Genomic DNA, 20,821 nt, shown 5'->3' on the forward strand with positions numbered 1-20,821 from the left:
GGCTCGCCGGATGGGGCGCATCCTGGCGGAGACCCACCCGGATGCGCACTGCGAGCTGGATTTTCGCAACCCGCTGGAGCTCGCGGTCGCGACGATCCTGTCGGCGCAGGCCACCGACAAGAAGGTCAACGAGGTCACGCCCAAGGTGTTCGCGCAATACCCGACGGCGGCTGACTACGCGGCCGCCGACCGGGCCGAGCTTGAGGTCACCCTCAAGCCGACGGGCTTCTTCCGCAACAAGACCGACTCGGTGATGAAGCTGGGCCAGCAGCTTGTCGAGCGGTTCGACGGCCAGGTGCCGGGCAAGCTGACCGACCTGGTGAGCCTGCCGGGCATCGGCCGCAAGACGGCCAACGTGATCCTGGGCAACGCGTTCGGCGTCCCGGGCATCACCGTCGACACCCACTTCCAGCGGCTGGTCGGCCGGTGGCGCTGGACCGCCGAGACCGACCCGGTCAAGATCGAGCATGCCATCGGCGCGATGTTCCCGAAGCGCGACTGGACGATGCTCTCCCACCGCGTGATCTTCCACGGGCGGCGGGTCTGCCACGCTCGCAAGCCGGCCTGCGGTGCCTGCACGCTGGCCAAGCTGTGCCCGTCCTACGGCACCGGCCCGACCGATCCGGTGCAGGCGGCCAAGCTGCTCAAGGGCCCGCGGGCCGCGGAGCTGGCAGAAGCTGTCGGCATCGACCCGTCGGTCGTCCCGCAGCAGGCGTTCGCGGCGGACGTGCCGTGAAGCGCTACCTGCCGCTGGTCGTCCTGCTGGTCGTCGGTCTGCTCGCGGGCATCGGCGTGCGGTCGTGCTCCAACCGGTCGTCGCCCTCGTCTTCCGGCGACGCCGCGCCGGCCGGCTCGGCCGCGCCCCCGGACGTGTCGTTCGCCGACTGCCAGGCGTTGACCGCGCCGCCGCCGGAGTCCGCCGCCGTTCGATCGGGTGCGCCCACCTCGGTCAAACTGCCGACCGCGTCGCTGCCGTGCTTCGGTGGCGGCAACCTGCGGCTGGCCGACGTCCGCGGACCAGCGGTGATCAACCTGTGGGGTTCGTGGTGCGAGCCGTGCCGGGCCGAGCTACCGGCGGTCGACGCGGTCGCGAAGCGCACGACCGGCCTGATCCACTTCCTCGGCGTCGACACCCGCGACTCGCGCTCCAACGGCGAAGACATGGTCAGCGAGTTCGGGCTGAGCTACCCGAACGTGTTCGACCAGAGCGAGCAGGTGCGCATCGCCTTGAAGCAGGCCGGCATGCCGGTCACCCTGTTCGTCGACCGGTCGGGCAAGGTGGTCCACCTCTACAACGGCACCCGGCTCGACGAAGCAGCCCTGACTGGCCTGGTGCAACGACACCTTGGGGTGGCGGTCCCGGTTGGCTGACGGAATCTGGGACAACGGCGGCGCGCCGACGGGCGGCCCGAGACTGTTCCCAGACGCGCTACCTGACGGCGTAGGCGCCCGCCGCCGCCCGTCGGCCGGCGAGCTGTCCCTGCCGGACTGGTTCGCGCCGCTGCTGTCCCGCCTGCACCGCTCGCGGGCGGAAGACTTCACGCGGATACCAACCCCGGACCAGGGCCGCGACAGCGCCGTGCTGGTCCTGCTGGGCGAAGAGCCCGACGGCGGCCCGGACATCCTGGTGCTGCAACGAGCGGCAACGCTACGCAACCACGCGGGCCAACCAGCCTTCCCGGGCGGCGTGGCCGACCCAGGCGACGCCGACCCGTCCGCCACCGCGCTACGCGAGGCGGACGAGGAGGTCGGCCTGGACCCAAGCAGCGTGACACTCCTGGCCGAGCTGCCCACGCTATGGATCCCGGCGAGCGACTTCCTGGTGACGCCGGTGCTCGCGTGGTGGCACCGCCCGCACCCGGTGGCCCCTCGGGACCCGGGCGAGGTGGCCCACGTGGCTCGGCTGCCGGTCTCAGAGCTGGCCGACCCAGCCAACCGCCTACGGCTACGTCACCCGAGCGGCTGGATCGGACCAGCCTTCGAGGTCCGCGGGATGCTGGTGTGGGGCTTCACAGCGGGGGTGCTGTCGACGCTGCTGGACATGGCGGGCTGGACCCGCCCGTGGCCACAGGACCGAATCGCCGACCTGCCACCCGCAACCCCACCCCCCGCCGCGACAGCGGACGCTGACGAGCAGCCTTAGCCGCACAACTCGCGTGCTGGCCTCGGTCGGCGGCGACGGGTTCGCCGGCGAAGCGATCTCTCGCGGTCGTCACAGCGGGCATGGGCGGCGGCGTGAGCTGGCCCGCGCCTGCCCGATCTTGACCGCCGGTCGGCCTTCGAGCGGCTGCCCGGGCCGTCAACGACGAGGCGGTGGCCCGTGGGGCGGTGTCCTCGACCGGGCACCGGCGCGCTTCGGCGGCGCCAGCCACGAAACGAGCAGATCGCCGACGGAGACAGCGCGGCGATGGCTGGCGCCGGTCGAGAGCGGCCTGGCGCGCCGTCTCCATTTCAGCTTGTCGATTGCCGGCGTCGAGTTGCCGACCAGGTCCAGGCCGCCCACGACGTTGCCGAACGACGACACGTAGTGAGGGCGCCGCTCACGGCTCTCCCGCCATCAGGCCCTGGCCGTGCGACCGTCCGCGGCCGTCAGCATGTGCGGGACGCGGTGGCCCGTCGGTCACCAAGGCCGAGGAGTCCCAGATCCGACTTATCCGGCTCGGGCACGAGCGTCCGTATTCGACGGTGTCGGGACCACTGATGGGGTCGCCGAGTCGCTCAGGGCAGGGGCGTGGGTGGCCGGACGCCCGTACCCTGTCAGGGTGTCCGCCGTCGACCTTGTCCTGGTTCTGCTGATGGTTGTGTTCGCCGTCAGCGGCTACCGGCAGGGGTTCGTGATCGGTGCCCTGTCCTTCTGCGGGTTCTTCGGCGGCGCGCTGATCGGTCTTCAGGTCGGGCCGCTGGTGGCCCAACGCTTCGCTGACGGCGCGATTCGCGTCGTCATTTCTTTGGTCGCGATCTTCGGGCTCGCGGTGCTCGGGCAGGCGCTCACCGGCTGGGTCGGCGCCCGTCTTCGGCACGCGATCACCAGCCCGGCCGGCCGTCGGGTCGACGATGCCGGTGGGGCCGTGGTCTCGACGTTGGCCGTGCTGATCGTCGCCTGGCTGGTGGCGGTGCCGCTCGGGTCCTCGTCGGTGCCTTGGCTGGCCAGCTCCGTACGCAACAGCGCTCTCCTCGACGGCGTCGACAAGGTGTTGCCGGAGCAGGCGCAGGCCCTCTCCGAATCGTTGCGCGACACCGTCGACACCCGCGGGTTCCCCGACGTGTTCGGCGGGCTCACCGCGACCCGCGCCCGCGAGGTGGCCGCCCCCGACCCGGCGCTCGCCAACTCGCAGGTCGTCATCAACTCGAAGCGGTCCGTGGTCAAGGTGCTCGGGTCCGCGCAGAGCTGTGGGCGGCGCATCGAGGGCTCAGGATTCGTGTACGCCCCCCAGCGCGTCATGACCAACGCCCACGTGGTGGCCGGCACCGACCGGGTGTCGATCGAGGTCAACGGCGACCGGGAGAGTGGTCGGGTGGTCGTCTACGACCCCAACCGGGACCTGGCCGTCATCTACGTGCCCGACCTCGAGGCGCCGGTGATGCCGTTCGCCCGCAACCTCGCCCGCGCCGAGGCCGACGCGATCGTGCTGGGCTTCCCGCTGGACGGGCCCTACAACGCCCAGTCGGCCCGCATCCGGGACGTCGGCGACATCACCGGACCCGACATCTACGAGTCCGGCGAGGTGACGCGGGAGATCTACACGATCCGAGCGCTGGTACGCAGCGGCAACTCCGGCGGCCCCCTGGTCACCCCGGACGGCACCGTCCTCGGCGTGATCTTCGCCGCCGCCGCGGACGACCGGAACACCGGGTTCGCGGTGACCGCCGACGAGGCCTCCAGGGTCGCCACGGCGGGCATCCAACGCACCAAGGCCACCGCCACCGGCGAGTGCGTCTGACCCCGAGGACATCCCGGAGTCGTCGACGTCCAGAGGCGGACCTCGAACCGGCGCCAACGGCTGCCGACAATCGACCGTGTCGCCGCAGGCGAGATGCCCGGTGTATGCCCGGCACGCTGCGCGAGCCTCAACGAGCAGGGCCGCGGTCGAGCGTCCGGCGGGGTCCCAGACTTCGGCTCCGGACCGTTGTAGCCAGTTCACTGGCCGGAGGCGAGCCGAGCAGGGCCGCGGTCGAGCGTCCGGCGGGGTCCCAGACTTCGGCTCCGGACCGTTGTAGCCAGTTCACTGGCCGGAGGCGAGCCGTGCGGACCCAAGCGCTCGGAGCGTCCGCAGCCAGCCATGACCGAGGAGATCAGGAAAGCTCAGCGGCCGTGTTTCGGTTCGCGGGTTCGCGAGCGCGCCCAGCGGCTCGAGCGCCCCGCGAGCAGGGCCATCGCCGGATGCCGGGAGAACAGGATCACGAAGACCACGCCGGCGGCCAGGACCAGCAGGGAGATCGCTGCGGCTATTCGCCAACCGACCGGGCGGGCCGGGTTCGTCGGGGTCGCGGAGCGTTGGGCCGCCGAACCCGAAGCGCCCGACGCGCCCGAGGTCGTGCCCGGCTCGTGGGCGCCGCCTCCGGTGACGGTGTCCGTGCCCTGGCCCGGTGCCCGGCCGAAGCCGGCCACGCCCGGGGACTTGTTGTCGTCGAGCGGGTTGCGCGCCACGCCCGGCAACTGGGTGGTCAGGGCGGCCAGCGGGTCGACCCGGCCGAAGCCGTAGGTGCTGTCGCGGCCCGGGGCGCCCAGGTCGTCGGCCGTGTTGATCAGGCGGTTGACCACGTCGCCGGCCGGCATCGATGGCCAGCGCGAGCGGACCAGGGCCGCCGAGGCCGACACCAGGGGCGCGGCGAAGCTGGTGCCCCGGACCCGCCAGAAGCCGCCGGTCTTCGCGCCCACCAGGTCCGTCGCGGGTGCGGACAGCACCGTCGCGCTGCCCGTGATCGAGCCCGTCCAGAGGACGTCGGTCTCCTTCTCGAGGCCGGCTACGGCGATCACGCCGGGCTCCCGGGCCGGGTACCACACGTTCGTGGTCGCCTCCGGCAGCACGTTGCCCGTGCAGGCGACCACGACCACGTCGCGGGCGAAGGCGTAGTCCAGGGCCGCTGCCAGGGCGGGGCTGGTGCCCGAGCCGCCCAGGGACAGGTTGATGACTTTGGCGCCGCTGTCGACCGCCAGGCGGACCGCTCGCGCCACGATCATCGCGTCGCTGTAGCGGTTGTCGGCGTCCAGGACGCGGATCGGGAGGATCTTGGCGTTGGGGGCAAGGCCCATGACGCCGTCGTCGTCGTCCGAGCGGCCGGCGATCAGGCCGGCGACCGTGGTGCCGTGGCCCACCGGGTCGGTGTGGCCGTCGCCGCCGCCCTCTTTGACCAGGTCTTTGCCCGGCAGAACCTGGCCGGCGAGGTCTTCGTGGGTGGCGTCGACGCCCGAGTCGATCACCGCGACGATCACGCCGCTGCCGGTCGAGTAGCGCCAGGCCGTCTTGGCCTTCAGCTCACCGAGCTGCCACTGCTCGTCGCGCACCGAGTCGGACGGGATCGGGAGCATCGGCGTGCGGGCTGCGGCCTGGCCGTGGCTCATCGGACCTATGTGGCCAGGCGGGATCGGCAGCGGTGCGGCGGTCAGGGCCAGGGTCGCCGCCATGGCGACCAACGCCGACCCACCCAGCCGTGGGACGGCGCTTCGGCGCTGGTGCGTCAGCCTCGTCACCTCACGGCCTTTTCACCCCGGGAAGTTCCTGTGCTGGGAGGTTACCCCGAGGTCCCACCTGTTCGGGACACACAATGTGCGACCAGTTCGCCATTGTCCGAGGTACGGGCCGCTGACCTCGGACGTGTGCGCAGAGTGATCCATCGATCGCTGCTCTTGCGTGGGTCATCGCGCTGAAAGGTGGGCCAATTGGACCAGGCGGGTGCCGGTCTTGCGGGTCACCAGGCGACCGCGGCCGGCGGGCAGCGGACTGGGCCGGACGGAGCCGACCAGCGGACCCTCGTCGGCATCGCCCGACATCACCAGGCCGGCCGTGGCGAGCTCGCGGAGCCGCTGGACGATCGGGTCGTAGAGCGCCCGGCCCGCGCCGCCCGTGCGCCGGGTCAGCACCAGGTGCAGCCCGATGTCGCGGGCCTGAGGCAGGAACTCGGCCAACGCGAGCAGGGGATTGGCGGGTGCGGCCGCGACCAGGTCGTAGTCGTCGACCAGCACGAACAGCTCCGGCCCGGTCCACCAGCTCCGGGCGCGCAACTGCGCGGGCGTGACGTCGGGCGGCGGCAGCCGGCGCCGCATGTAGCCCGCCACCGACTCGATCAGCTCCTCGGTGTCCGCCGCGGCCGTGCCGTACCCGATCAGATGATCGGTCTGGACGGCTCCGAGGAGGCTGCGGCGGTAGTCGACGACGATCAGGCGCGCCTGCTCGGGGGTGAAGCGCCCGGTGACCGTGGCGGCGAGAGCACGCAGGAACGACGACTTGCCGCACTCCTGATCACCGAAGAGCACGAAGTGCGGGTCTGCAGCGAAGTCGACCGCCACCGGGCCGAGGTCGGCCTCGGCGATGCCGATCGGCAGGGTCAGCCCGGTCGTCGCGTTCTGATCGAGATCGGCGTACGGAACCGAGGGCGGCAACAGTCGCACCGGCGGCGCGGGCGGCCCGGTCCACGCGGCCGCCACGGCCTTGGCCAGCGGGACGTCGCCGGTCAACGCCGGCCGCAGCGTCAGAAGCTGGAGCCCCTCGCTGGTGATGCCGCGGCCAGGGCGGTCGGCCGGCACCGAGCCGGCGGCGGCCCGGGAGATCACCGAGTCGCTGGGATCGCCGAGCCGCAACTCCAGGCGGGCGGCGAACAGGTCGCGAATGGCCGGGCGCAGGTCGAGCCAGCGGTTGGCCGAGGCCAGGACGTGGACGCCGTACGCCAGGCCGCGCGAGGCCAGGTCGGCGACCACCGGCTCCAGGTCTTCGAACTCGTTGCGCAACGTCGACCAGCCGTCGATCACGAGGAAGACGTGCGGTTGCCCGGCGACCGGGTCGCGCTCCCGAGCGGCGAGCAGGGTGCCCAGCTCACCGACCGTGCGGCGGACCGCGGTCGGGTCGAGCCGGCCGGCCACTCCGCCGACGTGCGGCAGGTCGCGCAGCGCGCTCAGGGTGCCGCCGCCGAAGTCGAGACAGTAGAAGCGGGCCTCGTCAGGGGTGTGCGCCAGCGCCAGGCCGCAAACCAGGGTGCGCAAGGCCGTGGACTTGCCGCTGCGCGGCGCGCCGACCACCGCGACGTGCCCGGCCGCGCCGTCGAGGGCGAACCAGAGCAGGTCACGGCGCTGGTCGAGCGGGCGGTCGACCAGCGCGACCGGCACCTGGAGGGCACCGCGCAGCTCTGGGTTGGCGAACGTCAGGCCGCGCCCCGGCACCACCACGAGCGGCCCGAGCACCTCGTCGAAGGTCGCCGGCTCGGCCAGCGGCGGCAGCCAGACCCGATGGGCCGGCGGACCCTGCCCGGCGATCCGGTCGACCAACGCCTCGAACAGACTCGGCCCATCGGGAGGAGCGAGCGGGGCCGCGGCCGACGCCACCGGCGAGGTCGTGAACGGCAGCACCTGCGGAGCCACCGTCGCGGCAGCAGAAGGCCGACGCACCGGACCGGACACGTACGCGACCCGGAACCGACGCAACGGATCGGTCCCGGCCTTGAGATAGGCATGGCCGGGCGCTCGAGGCAGCTCGTAGGCGTCCGGCACCCCGAGCACGGCCCGCGACTCGAACGGCGAGAACGTCCGCAACCCGATCCGATAGGACAGGTGGGTGTCCAGGCCGCGCAGCCGACCCTCTTCGAGGCGTTGCGAGGCCAGCAACAGGTGTGCGCCGAGCGACCGCCCCAACCGCCCGATCTGCACGAACAGGTCGATGAAGTCGGGCTTGGCGGACAGCAGCTCGGAGAACTCGTCGCACACGACGAGCAGCGAAGGCAACGGCGCGAGCTCAGCGCCGCCCGACCGGGCCTGCTCGTAGTCGCGCCGGCTCGCATAGTTGCCCGCCCGCCGGAGCAGCTCCTGCCGGCGGATCAGCTCGCCGTTGACCGCGTCGACCATCCGGTCGACCAGGTGCAGCTCGTCGGCCAGGTTGGTGATCAAGGCGGCCGTGTGCGGCAGCCGGTCGAGGCTCGCGAACGTGGCACCGCCCTTGAAGTCGACCAGGACGAAGTTGAGGTCCTCGGACGAGTGCGTTGCCGCCAGCCCGAGGACCAGCGTCCGGAGCAGCTCCGACTTGCCGGACCCGGTCGCGCCGATCAGCAGGCCGTGCGGACCCATGCCGTCGAGCGCCGACTCCTTGAGGTCCAGCTCGACCGCGCTCCCGTCGACGGCCACCCCGATCGGCACCCGGAGCTGATCTCGCTGCGAGCGCGGTGCCCATCCCTCGGCGACCGTCCAGGCGTCAGGCTCGGCGATTCCGAGGAGGCCGACGTCGGCGTCCGGCAACCCGCCACCCCCGCCCACGCCGGCCAGCCGCAGCGGGGCGAGCCGCCGGGCCAGCGCAGAGGCGGACGCGAGGTCGAGCCCGTCGGCGACACCGACCACGGCCACCCCGTCCGTCGTGGTCGTCTCCAACGCACCGTCCGGCCGGCGGGTGAGCACCACGGTCGCCGGGTCCAGCAGTCGCGGCGGCGTCCCGTCGACCTCGACGACGGTCACCCCGTCGGTGCCCGAGAAACGACCGGCGCCGTCGACGATCACGACCACGTGCGCGGAGATCCCGTCGAGGAGCCGCTCCAGCCCCGCCGCCGTGTCGGCGACCAGCCGCAACGGACCCAGCGCGTCGGACCGCACCGGATGTCGGGCGTGCGGCAGCCACTTGACCCACTCCCAGTCAGCCCGGCGCCCGGGGCCGGCGGCCACCGCCACCACTAGGTCGTCGGGTGCGTGGAACGTCACCAGCTGGGCCAGCAGAGCCCGGACGAGGGACGGCGACCCCCGCACGTGCACGCGCTCGAAGCCACGCAGCGACAGGGCCACGGGCAGGTCGGGGACCACGGAGTACGCGTCCAGAAAGCGCCGCAACGCACCCGCGGTCATCGGCTCCAGGTCGTCGGGCGGCCGGCTCAGCGGTGGGACCAGGGCGGTGGCCAGCGACTGGGGCCCGAGGCCGACCCGGACCACGGCGAAGTCGCTGTCGGCCGGGCGCCGTTCCCACAGCCGGTGGCTGTCGACCGTGGACCACAGCCGCGAAGGGTCGGGATGCCGATAGAACAGGCCGGCGCGCTGCCGGGCGACGGTGGCCCGAGCCTGCCCGCGCAGCAGCGACAGGTGGCGCAGGTAGTCGCGACGGGCCGCGACGAGCTCGGCCTTGCGCGGGCCACCGTAGCCCCACGAGGTGGCCAGCATCGCCAACGACGAGATGCCGAACATCCCGCCGACCACATAGGAGAACGCGCCACCACCTCGGCCCATCATCATCGCCATCGCGACGCCGCCACCCAGCATGGGCAGCAGCAGCATCAGCTGTTGCCAGCGCCCGCCGGTTGCCCGGGGCAGCTCCGGCGGCGCCTCGACGCGCAGCTCGCCGCTCGGGATCGAGGGCGCGGGCCGGCGCGGCGGCCGACGCACCGAAACCGTCGACATCGAGCCTCCCGGATATGTCGCTGCGCAACGTGGGCGTCGCTCATAGTAGGGAATCCCCGCGGAGTCTGGATGGCCGAAAAGGGGTCATGTGGATAACCCGCGAGACCGATACCGTGCCCTCGTCCCGGCTCCCCCCGTGATGGAGGATGATCAATGCATACCGGCCTGGCACTGGTCACCGTCAACGCGCCGCACGGCCGCGTCGACGTAGCGCTGCCGCAGGACGTACCCCTGGCGGATCTGTTGTCAGAAATCGTGCGACACGCGGGCGCGGGCGACGGCGAGGCGCACGGCGGTTGGGTGCTGCGCCGCGCGGACGGTTCGGCGCTCGAGGGTGGTGCCACCCTGGCGTCACAGGGTGTACGCGACGGCGATCTGCTGCACCTCGTCCCGGGCCACCAGGAATGGCCGGAGCCCCAGTTCGACGACGTCGTCGAGGCCATCGCCGACGGTGCCCGCAGCCACGGCACCGCCTGGTCCGGCCAGCAGACCGTGGTGGCGACGCTGGCAGCGGCGGGGGTGGCGCTCGGAGCCGCGCTGGTCGTCCTCCTCCGAGCCGGCCCCGACTCGGTCGCCGCGATGCTGACCACCCTCGGGGTCGCCGCCGGCCTCACGGTCGCCGGCATCCTCGCGGCCCGCGCCTACGGCCACCGGCCCGCCGGCATCGCTTTGGGCGCCTACTCGCTGCCGTACGCGTTCGCCGCCGGAGCCCTGCTGCTGGCCAGCGGCGACGCGGTCGGTCCGGTGCCCGGCCTGACCTGGATCGGCGCGCCGGAGCTGCTGCTCGGCTCGGCGGCCCTGGCCCTGCACGGCGTGCTCGGCATCATCGGGGTCGGCGCCGGCCTCCGGATCTTCTCGGCGGCGGTGCTGACCGGCGTGCTCGGCGCCGCGACGGCCGGGATCGGCTTCGCGTTGACGGCGGCGGGTGCCGCGGCGATCCTGCTGGCCATACTCGCGTGCGGAGTCGGGTTGCTGCCCCTGCTGGCGATCCGGTCGGCCCGGGTGCCGATCCCGTCGGAGACCCCCAATGCCGACCAGGAGGCCGAGCGAGTACGCACCGCCGTCACCCGCGCGGAGGAGATTCTCGGCGGCCTGCTGGTCGGCCACGCCGTCTTCGCGGCCGCCGCGGCCGTCGTACTCGCGAGAACCGGTGGGGGCTGGGGCCAGACCCTCGCCGCCGTCTGCGGTGTCGCGCTGCTGCTGCGGGCCAGGGTCTTCCGCACCGTCCGCCAGCGGGTCCCGCTGCTGACCGCCGGCGCCGTCGCGTTGACAGCCGTGGCGCTCGCCGTGGCCGACGACCCGGGCCAGCTGACCACGGTCCTGGCCGGCGTCATCGGCCTGGCGGTCGCACTGCTGTTGACCGCGGCCGGAGTGGGCTCGGCCCGCCGCCCGGCCGGCCCCTACCTGGGTCGCACCGCCGACCTGCTGGACACCACGCTGCTGGTCGCGATCATCCCGGTGGCGTGCGCGGTGCTGGGCCTGTTCGCACAGGCCCAGACGCTCGTCGACTAGTACGTGCCGGCGGCCTTGGCCTCTTCCGCGCGGCGGTAGGAGGCCAGGATCTCGGCCTCGGCCTCGGTGCGGCCGACCCAGGTCGCGCCCTCGACCGACTTGCCGGGCTCGAGGTCTTTGTAGACCTCGAAGAAGTGCTGGATCTCCAGGCGGTCGAACTCGCCGACGTGATGAATGTCCCGCAGGTGCTCCTGTCGGGGGTCCTCGAACGGCACGCAAAGGACCTTGTCGTCGCCGCCCTTTTCATCTGTCATGCGGAACATGCCGATCGCGCGGCAGCGGATCAGGCAGCCGGGAAAGGTCGGTTCGGTCACCAGCACCAGGGCGTCCAGCGGGTCGCCGTCTTCGCCGAGGGTGTCCTCGATGAAGCCGTAGTCCGCCGGATACTGCGTCGAGGTGAAGAGCGTGCGGTCGAGGCGGATGCGGCCGGTTTTATGGTCGACCTCATACTTGTTGCGATTCCCCTTGGGAATCTCAACGGTGACGTCGAAATCCATTTTCATGCTCTCCTTGCTGACCGCGTTGGCCCCATGCATACGCACGGACGCCAGTAGTGTCGCCTAGGCCGGGCTTCGAACGGGAGGAGGGGCGGGTGGGGGAAGACTCACAACCGCGCCCCGCGCGCGGTCGGGCACAGGTGCCCGGAGCCACGCCGCCGACGTCCGATTCCGCGCGGAAGCCGCCCTCGCCGACGGAAGCCAACCTACACGGTTCAGGTCCCGGACAGCCCGCACCGACCCCGCCGCCCGGCCCGTTCCCGCCCGCCGGACCGACCCGAGCCCGGGCCGCCGTGCCCCCCGGCCCACCAGTCCCAGCGGCCACAGCCCATCAACCACCGATCTTCCCGGGTACGAGCGGCCCGCCGATCTCTCCGGGTCCGAGCGCGCCGCCGATCTCTCCCGGGCCGAGCGGTCCGCCGATCCCGTTAGGACCGGTCGGCCGCGCCCCGAACCAGCCACCGCCCGCCACGCCGTCGGCTCCGGCGCCGCGACCCCGTCGGCGCCCCAGGGTCGCGATGCTGGTCGCGTTGACCGGCGTGCTCGTCCTGGTCGTCTTCGCCGGCGGCCTTGTCGTGCTCCGTCCCGGCCCGGTCGCGGCCTGGCTCGGAGACGACGCCGGGTCCCGGGCGACGCCGGTCGTCGACCCGCCGGACGCACCGCCCGGCCCCGTGCTGGGGGCGCTGGACGGCACCGCGCCCATGCCCACCGAGGCCGGCCTGACCACCGCCATCGGCAAGCTGGTCACCGACAACGACCTCGGCGGCCGCGCCAGCGTGGTGGTCCGTGACGTGGCCAGCGGCAGGGTGCTCTACGCCAACAAGGGCGACGTGCCGACGGTGCCGGCGTCGACGATGAAGCTGGTCACCGCGGCCGCCGTACTGGCGACGCGAGGCCCGGCCCACCGGATCCCGACCCGGGTCGTCGCGGGACGCAACCCGGGCGAGGTGATCCTGGTCGGCGGCGGCGACCCGACGCTCGGCGTCGACAGCAAGACCTTCTACCCGGGGGCGGCCCGGCTCGACAAGCTGGCCGCCGCCACGAAGAAGGCGCTCGGCGGCACCGCGCCGACCAAGGTCTACTACGACAGCTCGCTCTTCTCCGGGCCGGTCTACGAGCCGGGTTGGGACTCCGACATCCCGACCGGCGGCTTCGGTGGCCCGGCCACCGCGCTGACCATCGACGGCGCGCGGACGGCACCGAAGCAGCTCGACAACGGCTACTCCGAGCGGTTCAGCAAACCCGACGAGGCCGCCGCGAAGGCGTTCGCGAAGGCCCTCGGCGTCAGGGGCAACCCCGGCCCGGCTCCCAAGGGCTCGGTGCCAGCCGGGCCGAGCGGGGCGCCGACCAGCCCGGCCGGCAGCATCGACCCGGGCACGGAGCTGGCCCGGGTGGAGTCGCCGCCGATGGTCCGGCTGGTCGAGTACATGCTCGTCGACAGCGACAACGTGGTGGCCGAGGCGATGGCCCGTCAGGTCGCACTCGCCAAGGGCAAGCCGGCCTCGTACGTCGGTGCCCGCGCGGCGATGACCGAGGTCGTCGCTGAGCTGGGGCTGCGAGCCGACGGCCTGGTCCTGGCTGACGGCAGCGGCCTGTCCCGAACCGACCGGCTGACCCCCGACCTGCAGACGGCGCTGCTCGCGCTCGCGGCGTCGGGCAAGCGTCCGGAGCTCACCGAGATGTTCGCCGGCCTGCCGGTGGCGCAGTGGACCGGCACCCTCGACGAGCGCTTCGGCGAGGCGACCGACCGCAAGGCCGCCGCGGGCGTCGTGCGGGCCAAGACCGGCACGCTGACCGGCAACCACGCGATGGCCGGCGTCGTCACCACGGTCGATGGCCGGCTGCTGGCCTTCTCCGTGCTCACCGACGGCGTGACCGCCAGCAGCGACACCACCCGAGGCGCGCTGGACCGGATCGCCGCGACCTTGGCCCGCTGCGGCTGCCGCTGAGGCGAACCAGCGCTAGCTGATGCGAGCGCCGGGGGTGTCCCGCACGGGTACCGTGGGGTGATGGCGCAGTTCGTGGACTGGGATCTGGCCGCCGCGACAGCGGGCGCGCTCGGTAAATCGGGCCCGCGGGCCTCCTACGAGGAAGCCACCGAGGTGGTGGCTGACCTGCGCCGCCTGACCGAAGAGGCGGCAGGGCACGTCAGTGACTACACGGGCCTGCGCTCGCAGGTCGCACATCCACCGGTGCGCGTCGTCGACCGCCGCGACTGGGCCGCTGTCAACGTCGCCGGGCTGCGCGAGGTGATCACTCCGTTGATCACCCGCCTGTCTGGTGACAAGGAGCCCGGCGCGTTCACCGACGCGATCGGCTCCCGGTTGACCGGAGTCCAGGCCGGCAGCGTTCTGGCGTACCTCTCCGGCCGGGTTCTTGGGCAGTATGAGGTGTTTTCTAGCGATCCGGGGCAATTGCTGCTGGTCGCCCCGAACATCGTGGAGGTCGAGCGCAAGCTCGGTGCCGACACGCGCGACTTCCGCCTCTGGGTCTGCCTGCACGAGGTCACCCACCGCACCCAGTTCACCTCGGTGCCCTGGATGCGCGCGCACTTCCTCGGCGAGGTGCAGTCCTTCGTCGACGCGTCGCAGGCCGGCAGCGAGCACTTCACCGACCGGCTCAGGCGGGCCGTCGCCACCCTTTCCGACGCGATACGCGAGCCCGACAGCCGCGCGAGCGTCCTCGACCTGGTGCAGACGCCCGGCCAGCGCGCCGTGCTCGACCGGTTGACCGCCCTGATGACGCTGCTCGAGGGGCACGCCGAGTTCGTGATGGACGGTGTCGGCCCCGATGTCATCCCCACCGTCGAGCAGATCCGGGCGCGGTTCAACCGGCGCCGGGAGGCGGGGAACCCGCTCGAGAAGGCGATGCGCAAGCTGCTGGGCATCGACGTCAAGATGCGGCAGTACGCCGAGGGCCGCAAGTTCGTGCACGGTGTCGTGGAGCGGGTCGGCATGGCCGGCTTCAACAAGATCTTCAGCTCGCCGTTGACGCTGCCGCGGCTGGAGGAGCTCGGTGACCCGGACGCCTGGGTGGCCCGGGTCCACGGCCCCGGCGGGGGCTCCGGGCCGGTGCTGGCGCAGGGCTGAGCCGTGGTCGGACCCGCGCCGCCGGTCGCCGCGACACGCGTCGCGGTCCGCCGGATGCTGCACGGGATACGCAAGGACGCCCTGGTCATGGTCGCCTGCTCCGGCGGCGCCGACTCCCTGGCGCTGGCCGCCGCGACCGCGTTCGTCGCTCCCCGGATGGGCCTGCGCGCGGGATTGATCACCATAGACCACGGCCTCCAGGACGGCTCCGACCGCCGGGCGACCGCGGTCGCCGCCTGGGGCGAGTCCGTCGACCTGCGCCCGTCCATAGTGGTGTCGGTTGACGTGTCCGGCCGCCCCGGTGGACCCGAGGCCGCTGCCCGCGAGGCCCGCTACGACGCGCTGCTCGAGACCGCTCGCGCCCACGACGCCAACTCGGTGCTCCTCGGCCACACCCGCGACGACCAAGCTGAGACCGTGCTGCTCGCGCTGGCCCGTGGCGCCGGCCCGCGCGGCATGGCGGCGATGCCGGACCGGCGCGATGTCGAGGGCGTGGCGCTGCTGCGGCCACTGCTCGACATGTCCCGCGACGAGACCCGCAAGGCCTGCGCCGCGATGGGGCTCGAGCCGTGGGAGGACCCGCACAACCTCGACCCGTCGTACGCCCGATCGAGGGTCCGGGGCTCCGCCCTCCCGGCGCTGGTCGACGCGCTCGGCCCCGGCGTGGTGTCCAACCTGGCCCGCACCGCCCGGCTGCTGGCCCAGGACGCCGAGGCGCTGGACGTGCTGGCTGCCGAAGAGCTGGAACGCTCCATGATCGACGAAGGCTTGTCGGTCGCGATGCTCGAAGCACTGCTGCCGGCGCTGCGTGCCCGAGCGCTGCACTCGTGGGCCCTGTCGCTCGGCTGCTCACCGGCCGCGCTGTCCCACCGCCACGTGACGGCGCTGGAAGCGCTGGTCACCGCCTGGCACGGCCAAGGCGCCGTGCACCTTCCCGGCGGAGTCCGCGCGGCCCGAGTATCAGGCGTGCTGCGGGTCGTCACGGACTGACCCAACTGATCCCTTGCCCTGCTTCGATCGCGCCGCTTTGCTCTGCACCCATATACGCACCACCCCCGCACCGGGGTGTTGCGTATGTGGGTGCAGAGCAAAGCCGACGGAGAAAGGGCGTCTGACCACCGCGGACGTGGCAGCGAAGCGCAGCGAGCGGTCCCCGGCGGGAGCGACGGTCCGGACCATCGCGGACCCGGGACAGCTATTTGACCTTGAAGTTATTTCCTGAACGTTGACCGGTACGCGTTGGGTGTGGCGCCGACGCGGCGGCTGAAGTGGTGCCGCAACGTTGCCGCATCGCCGAAGCCGCTCTTGCCCGCGACCGTTTCGACCGCGAGCTCTGTCTCCTCCAGCAGCCGGCGGGCCAGCAGGACGCGCTGCCCTGTCAGCCAGTCGTGCGGCGTCGTGCCGGTCTCGGCGCGGAAGCGGCGGGCGAACGTGCGCGGTGCCATGTGCGCGCGGGCGGCCAGGTCGTCGACGGTGATCGGCCGGTCGAGGTTGGTGATCAGCCAGCTGAGCAGGGGTTCGAGCGTCGGCGCGTCGGGAGTGGCCGGGATCGGCGCCTCGATGTACTGAGCCTGACCGCCGTCCCGGTGTGGCGGCACGACCATCCGGCGAGCCAGCTTCGTGGCGATCTCCGAGCCGTGCTGCTGGCGCACCAGGTGCAGGCAGGCGTCGATGCCGGCCGCGGTGCCGGCGCTGGTCAACAGGTTGCCGTCGTGCACGTAGAGGTGGTTGCAGGCGACCTTGGCGCGCGGGAACCGGTCCTGCAGCGCGTCGGCGTAGCGCCAGTGCGTGGTGCACTCGCGGTCGTCGAGCAGGCCGGCCTCGCCCAGGACGAACGCGCCCGAGCAGACGCTGAGCAGTTGCGCGCCGCGCGCGTCGGCCTTGCGCAACGCCTCCAGCACGGACGGGGGCACGGTCGCGCCGTCCTTGTGCGCCGGCACCGCGACCAGGTCGGCGTCTTCCAGCGGGCTCAGGTCGGCGGCCGGTAGCAGCGTGAAGCCGTTCTGGGCGCGCACCGGACCGCCGTCGGGGGAGCACGTGTCGAACCTGTAGCCGGGGAAGCCGTCGGCCGTGCGGTCGGTGCCGAAGACCTCGCACAGCACGCCGAGCTCGAAGGCGGCGACGCCGTCCATGACGACCACCGCGACGTTGCGAAGCATGCTCACAGGCTAGCGGAACAGTGGCAGGAATTCGAGGGACTATGGCATCTCTGCCACTGTCTGGCTGTCCGGTCTGGGCGCAGACTTATCTATGTCAAGCCCGGTGCGCGCCGGCGGTCCTCAAAACCCCAACCAGAAATAAGGGGCACCGCCATGTTTCTCGTCCTTTTCGTTGCCTTCCTCCTGCTCCTCGCCGTGGCCTCCGCCGCCGGCTTCACCGCCGACACGCATGACTCGGCCGACTGGAAGCCATCACGCGGCGGGTTCAGAGAACCTCAGACTTACTGATCTTGATCGGTGGCCACCCGCGCACGCTGGGTGGCCACCTTTCTTCCTGGTGGGTCGGCCATCGGGGCGTAACCCGCGTGGGGCAGGCTAGGGGCATGACCGACGGCTCCGGCACCTGGTACGACGCCGACATCGATCACGTGATCATCACCGAAGAGGAGATCCGGGAGAAGACCGGTGCCCTCGCCAAGCAGGTGGCCAGCGACTACGCGACCGTCAAGGACGGGCTGATGCTCGTCTGCGTGCTCAAGGGCGCCGTGATGTTCGTGGCCGACTTCGCCCGGGAGCTCGGCCGCCACGGCCCGCCGGTCGAACTGGAGTTCATGGCCGTCTCCTCGTACGGGCAGGGAACGACCTCTTCCGGGGTCGTCCGGATCCTCAAGGATCTCGACCGGGACATCGCCGGCCGCCACGTGATCGTCGTCGAGGACATCGTCGACTCGGGGCTGACACTCTCCTGGCTGCTCAAATACCTGGAGTCCCGGGCCGCGGCGAGCGTCGAGGTGGTCGCCCTGTTCCGCAAGCCGGACGCGATCAAGGTTCACGTACCGGTGAAGTACGTGGGCTTCGACATCCCGAGCGAGTTCGTGGTCGGATACGGGCTCGACTTCAACGAGCGCTACCGTGAGCTGCCCTACGTCGGCGTCCTCAAGCCAGAGGTATACGCCCGAGTTTGAGGATCTCCTCAACTTCGTACAGCGGACATACAGCAACCCCGGCTACCGTATGTGCTAGCGCGGGGCTCAGTCGTTTGCGTCTCGCGCTCGGGGTGTACCTTCGAATGACCGTGGCGCACCCGGCGGCGCGGGCCGCGGTCGTCCCTGCTAAGGGCTGGTCGCGGCGGGGGCCGACACCCCGGAGCACCAGTCCGGCACGGTCATAACGTCGATCAGGAGGATGCGGGCGGTTCGCCGCTCGACAACAGTATGGAACGTACGCGTTTCTTCCGCCGACCGGTGGTCTGGATCATCCTTGTGATCGCCGGCGCAATCGCGCTCAGCTCGCTGTTCACGGGTGGACCCAGCTTCCACCGGGTGGACACCAGCGTCGCGCTGCAGCAGCTCAACAGCGGCCCGGCCAACAGCATCCAAGAGGTTACGTTCCAGGACAAGGAACAGACCCTCCAGATGACGCTGGCCCAGCCCCAGAAGTTCGGCGACACCAACACCAACCGCATCGAGGCGCAGTTCCCGGCCGAGGTCGGCGACCAGATCTGGAACGACGTCCAGAACGCCAAGACCGCCGACCGGATCAGCGGTGACATCGACACCCAGGTCTCCGGCGACAACGTTCTGCTGAGCCTGCTGGTCAACCTGCTGCCGATCGTGCTGCTCGTGGTGCTGCTGTTGTTCTTCATGTCGCAGATGCAGGGCGGCGGCTCGCGCGTCCTCAACTTCGGCAAGTCCAAGGCGAAGATGATCACCAAGGACACGCCGAAGACGACGTTCGCGGATGTCGCGGGCGCTGACGAGGCGGTCGAAGAGCTCCGCGAGATCAAGGACTTCCTCCAGAACCCGGCGAAATACCAGGCCCTCGGCGCCAAGATCCCGAAGGGCGTGCTGCTCTTCGGCCAGCCGGGTACCGGTAAGACGCTGCTCGCCCGCGCGGTCGCCGGTGAGGCCGGCGTGCCGTTCTACTCGATCTCCGGCTCCGACTTCGTCGAGATGTTCGTAGGTGTCGGCGCGAGCCGGGTCCGCGACCTCTTCGAGCAGGCCAAGGCCAACGCTCCGGCGATCGTGTTCGTCGACGAGATCGACGCCGTCGGCCGCCACCGCGGCGCCGGCATGGGCGGCGGTCACGACGAGCGCGAGCAGACGCTCAACCAGCTCCTCGTCGAGATGGACGGCTTCGACACCAAGGGCGGCGTCATCCTGATCGCGGCCACGAACCGGCCCGACATCCTGGACCCGGCGCTGCTGCGTCCCGGCCGCTTCGACCGGCAGATCGCCGTTGACACCCCCGACATGGACGGCCGCAAGGCGATCCTGCGGGTGCACGCCAAGGGCAAGCCGTTCTCGCCCGACGTCGACCTCGACTCGGTCGCCCGGCGTACGCCTGGCTTCAGCGGTGCCGACCTGGCCAACGTGATCAACGAGGCCGCGCTGCTCACCGCCCGCCACGACGGCCGGGCGATCAGCAACGACAACCTCGAAGAGTCGATCGACCGGGTGGTCGCCGGCCCGCAGCGCCGCACGCGGGTGATGAGCGACCACGAGAAGAAGATCACGGCTTATCACGAGGGCGGTCACGCATTGGTCGCCTGGGCGCTCCCGCACTCGGCGCCGGTGCACAAGGTGACGATCCTGCCGCGTTCGCGCTCGCTGGGTCACACCCTGGTGCTGCCGACGGAAGACAAGTACACCCAGACCCGGGCGGAAATGATCGACACGCTGGCGTACGCGCTGGGCGGTCGGGCCGCCGAGGAGCTGGTGTTCCACGAGCCGACCACCGGTGCGGGCGACGACATCAAGAAGGCCACGTCGCTGGCCCGGGCGATGGTCACGCAATACGGCATGTCGTCGAAGCTCGGCGCGGTCAAGTACGGCACCAGCGGCGACGAGCCGTTCCTGGGTCGCACGATGGGCCACGAGCGCGACTACTCCGACGTGGTGGCGGCCGAGATCGACGGCGAGGTCCGCTCGCTGATCGAGCTCGCGCACGACGAGGCCTGGGAGATCCTGGTGGAATACCGGGACGTCCTCGACAGCCTCGTGCTGGAGCTGATCGAGAAGGAGACCATCTCGACCGCCGACATGGCGCGGATCGCCGCGCGCGTCGTCAAGCGGCCGCCGATGGCCCCGTTCAACGGCTTCGGCAAGCGTCGCCCGTCGACCGAGCCGCCGGTCCTCACCCCGGCCGAGCGCGACGCGCTCAAGGTCCAGGCCGAGGCCGACGGAGCCGAGGCCCGCGTGGGCTCGCCGAACAACAACTCGGACGGCGCACACTGAGCAACATCGACTACGAGGCGGACGGCGAGGTCGAGCTCGACTACCTCGCCGCCCGGCTCGTGGACGGCAAACTCGCCGGCCGACCGGTCGAGGACGCCGTCGACCTGGGCCGCATCGAAAAGGCCGTCCGCGAGATCCTGATCGCGGTCGGCGAAGACCCGGACCGCGACGGCCTGGTCAAAACCCCGCTCCGAGTCGCCCGCGCCTACGCGGAACTGTTCGCGGGCCTCCGGGTCGACCCGGCCCAGGTGCTCAACACGACGTTCGACGCGGCCCACGAGGAACTGGTCCTGGTCCGCGACATCGAGGTCATGAGCGTCTGCGAACACCACCTGCTCCCGTTCAAGGGCGTGGCGCACATCGGCTACATCCCGGGCCCGAACGGCCGCATCACCGGCCTGTCCAAGCTGGCCCGCATCGTCGAGATCTTCGCCCGCCGCCCGCAGGTCCAGGAGCGGTTGACCACCCAGATAGCCGACCTGCTGATGGAAAAGCTCGACCCCCGCGGCGTGATCGCGGTGCTCGAATGCGAACACCTCTGCATGGCGATGCGCGGCATCCAGAAGGACGGCGCGAAGACGGTGACGTCCGCGGTCCGCGGCATCTTCCAGAGCGACGCCAAGAGCCGCTCCGAAGCGATGGCCCTGATCATCAACTGATTTCCCGGGTACGCGGTGGTCACGACCGGGGTTCGGTTCGGTGTGGTGAGGGGCGCCGCCGGAGGCGGTTTGTGGTCCGCGTCCGCCGG

15 protein-coding genes are annotated in these 20,821 nt (G+C 71.6%); 11 read left to right on the forward strand and 4 right to left on the reverse strand.

From position 1 onward, the window contains the following. Positions 1 to 10: 10 nt before the first annotated feature. The 4 genes from nth to AB0J88_RS00690 all read left to right on the forward strand — a co-directional run bounded on the left by nth (position 11) and on the right by AB0J88_RS00690 (position 3,941). Complete coding sequence (gene nth, locus AB0J88_RS00675) at positions 11 to 736, forward strand: endonuclease III (protein WP_364354602.1); 726 nt, start codon at positions 11 to 13, stop codon at positions 734 to 736. Further along, complete coding sequence (locus AB0J88_RS00680; RefSeq protein WP_364354268.1) at positions 733 to 1,371, forward strand: TlpA disulfide reductase family protein; 639 nt, start codon at positions 733 to 735, stop codon at positions 1,369 to 1,371. Before nth ends, AB0J88_RS00680 begins: the two co-directional genes overlap by 4 nt. 103 nt (positions 1,372 to 1,474) lie before the next feature. Next, the gene (locus tag AB0J88_RS00685) at positions 1,475 to 2,143 is read left to right on the forward strand and encodes a CoA pyrophosphatase (protein ID WP_364354604.1); all 669 of its coding nucleotides are present in this window, start codon (positions 1,475 to 1,477) and stop codon (positions 2,141 to 2,143) included. Between the two features lie 619 nt (positions 2,144 to 2,762). Beyond that, a complete protein-coding gene (locus tag AB0J88_RS00690; protein ID WP_364354271.1) occupies positions 2,763 to 3,941 on the forward strand; it encodes a MarP family serine protease in 1,179 nt (392 codons plus the stop codon). Positions 3,942 to 4,303: 362 nt separating this feature from the next. On the opposite strand, the gene mycP is transcribed toward AB0J88_RS00690, so the two are convergent. Continuing rightward, entirely contained in the window at positions 4,304 to 5,563 is a 1,260-nt protein-coding gene (gene mycP, locus AB0J88_RS00695) for a type VII secretion-associated serine protease mycosin (protein WP_364354607.1), read from the reverse strand. Positions 5,564 to 5,857: 294 nt separating this feature from the next. Next, the gene (eccCa, locus tag AB0J88_RS00700; RefSeq protein ID WP_364354273.1) at positions 5,858 to 9,580 is read right to left on the reverse strand and encodes a type VII secretion protein EccCa; all 3,723 of its coding nucleotides are present in this window, start codon (positions 9,578 to 9,580) and stop codon (positions 5,858 to 5,860) included. A 153-nt stretch (positions 9,581 to 9,733) separates the two neighbouring features. On the opposite strand from eccCa, the gene eccD reads away from it, so the two are divergent. Continuing rightward, entirely contained in the window at positions 9,734 to 11,092 is a 1,359-nt protein-coding gene (gene eccD, locus AB0J88_RS00705; RefSeq protein ID WP_364354275.1) for a type VII secretion integral membrane protein EccD, read from the forward strand. Here eccD and AB0J88_RS00710 read toward each other — a convergent pair. After that, entirely contained in the window at positions 11,089 to 11,589 is a 501-nt protein-coding gene (locus tag AB0J88_RS00710; protein ID WP_089255735.1) for an inorganic diphosphatase, read from the reverse strand. The two genes, eccD and AB0J88_RS00710, sit on opposite strands and share 4 nt — an antisense overlap. A 518-nt stretch (positions 11,590 to 12,107) precedes the next feature. Here AB0J88_RS00710 and dacB point away from each other — a divergent pair. The 3 genes from dacB to tilS are packed head-to-tail and all read left to right on the forward strand — an operon-like array spanning position 12,108 to position 15,668. Beyond that, on the forward strand, positions 12,108 to 13,538 hold the full coding sequence (gene dacB / locus AB0J88_RS00715) for a D-alanyl-D-alanine carboxypeptidase/D-alanyl-D-alanine-endopeptidase (RefSeq protein WP_364354277.1): 1,431 nt from the start codon (positions 12,108 to 12,110) through the stop codon (positions 13,536 to 13,538). Positions 13,539 to 13,598: 60 nt separating this feature from the next. Next, positions 13,599 to 14,678: a zinc-dependent metalloprotease gene (locus AB0J88_RS00720; RefSeq protein ID WP_364354279.1), complete on the forward strand. Its 1,080-nt coding sequence runs from the start codon at positions 13,599 to 13,601 to the stop codon at positions 14,676 to 14,678. 3 nt (positions 14,679 to 14,681) lie between these two features. Then, complete coding sequence (gene tilS, locus AB0J88_RS00725) at positions 14,682 to 15,668, forward strand: tRNA lysidine(34) synthetase TilS (protein WP_364354281.1); 987 nt, start codon at positions 14,682 to 14,684, stop codon at positions 15,666 to 15,668. Between the two features lie 221 nt (positions 15,669 to 15,889). Here tilS and AB0J88_RS00730 read toward each other — a convergent pair whose 3' ends face one another. Continuing rightward, the gene (locus AB0J88_RS00730; RefSeq protein WP_364354284.1) at positions 15,890 to 16,837 is read right to left on the reverse strand and encodes a helix-turn-helix domain-containing protein; all 948 of its coding nucleotides are present in this window, start codon (positions 16,835 to 16,837) and stop codon (positions 15,890 to 15,892) included. A 383-nt stretch (positions 16,838 to 17,220) separates the two neighbouring features. Between AB0J88_RS00730 and hpt the strand changes: the two genes are divergently transcribed. The 3 genes from hpt (at position 17,221) to folE (ending at position 20,732) form a co-directional block, all read left to right on the forward strand. Further along, positions 17,221 to 17,802, forward strand: coding sequence for a hypoxanthine phosphoribosyltransferase (gene hpt, locus AB0J88_RS00735; protein WP_364354287.1), 582 nt, complete (start codon positions 17,221 to 17,223; stop codon positions 17,800 to 17,802). Positions 17,803 to 18,051: 249 nt separating this feature from the next. Then, complete coding sequence (gene ftsH / locus AB0J88_RS00740) at positions 18,052 to 20,073, forward strand: ATP-dependent zinc metalloprotease FtsH (RefSeq protein WP_364354290.1); 2,022 nt, start codon at positions 18,052 to 18,054, stop codon at positions 20,071 to 20,073. Continuing rightward, positions 20,070 to 20,732 carry a GTP cyclohydrolase I FolE gene (gene folE / locus AB0J88_RS00745; RefSeq protein WP_364354610.1) on the forward strand — a complete coding sequence of 221 codons (663 nt, stop codon included), beginning with the start codon at positions 20,070 to 20,072 and terminating at the stop codon, positions 20,730 to 20,732. The genes ftsH and folE overlap by 4 nt, the downstream gene beginning before the upstream one ends. Positions 20,733 to 20,821 lie beyond the last annotated feature (89 nt).

The organism is Asanoa sp. NPDC049475 (assembly GCF_040676915.1).
Lineage (GTDB): Bacteria > Actinomycetota > Actinomycetes > Mycobacteriales > Micromonosporaceae > Asanoa.

Bases quoted from the DNA above. Each gene is read 5' to 3' on its own strand.
- nth (WP_364354602.1), top strand. From the start codon at position 11: ATGGGGCGCATCCTGGCGGAGACCCACCCGGATGCGCACTGCGAGCTG.
- mycP (WP_364354607.1), bottom strand. From the start codon at position 5,563: ATGAGCCACGGCCAGGCCGCAGCCCGCACGCCGATGCTCCCGATCCCG.
- eccCa (WP_364354273.1), bottom strand. From the start codon at position 9,580: ATGTCGACGGTTTCGGTGCGTCGGCCGCCGCGCCGGCCCGCGCCCTCG.
- eccD (WP_364354275.1), top strand. From the start codon at position 9,734: ATGCATACCGGCCTGGCACTGGTCACCGTCAACGCGCCGCACGGCCGC.
- AB0J88_RS00710 (WP_089255735.1), bottom strand. From the start codon at position 11,589: ATGGATTTCGACGTCACCGTTGAGATTCCCAAGGGGAATCGCAACAAG.
- dacB (WP_364354277.1), top strand. From the start codon at position 12,108: ATGCTGGTCGCGTTGACCGGCGTGCTCGTCCTGGTCGTCTTCGCCGGC.
- AB0J88_RS00720 (WP_364354279.1), top strand. From the start codon at position 13,599: ATGGCGCAGTTCGTGGACTGGGATCTGGCCGCCGCGACAGCGGGCGCG.
- AB0J88_RS00730 (WP_364354284.1), bottom strand. From the start codon at position 16,837: ATGCTTCGCAACGTCGCGGTGGTCGTCATGGACGGCGTCGCCGCCTTC.
- hpt (WP_364354287.1), top strand. From the start codon at position 17,221: ATGACCGACGGCTCCGGCACCTGGTACGACGCCGACATCGATCACGTG.
- ftsH (WP_364354290.1), top strand. From the start codon at position 18,052: ATGGAACGTACGCGTTTCTTCCGCCGACCGGTGGTCTGGATCATCCTT.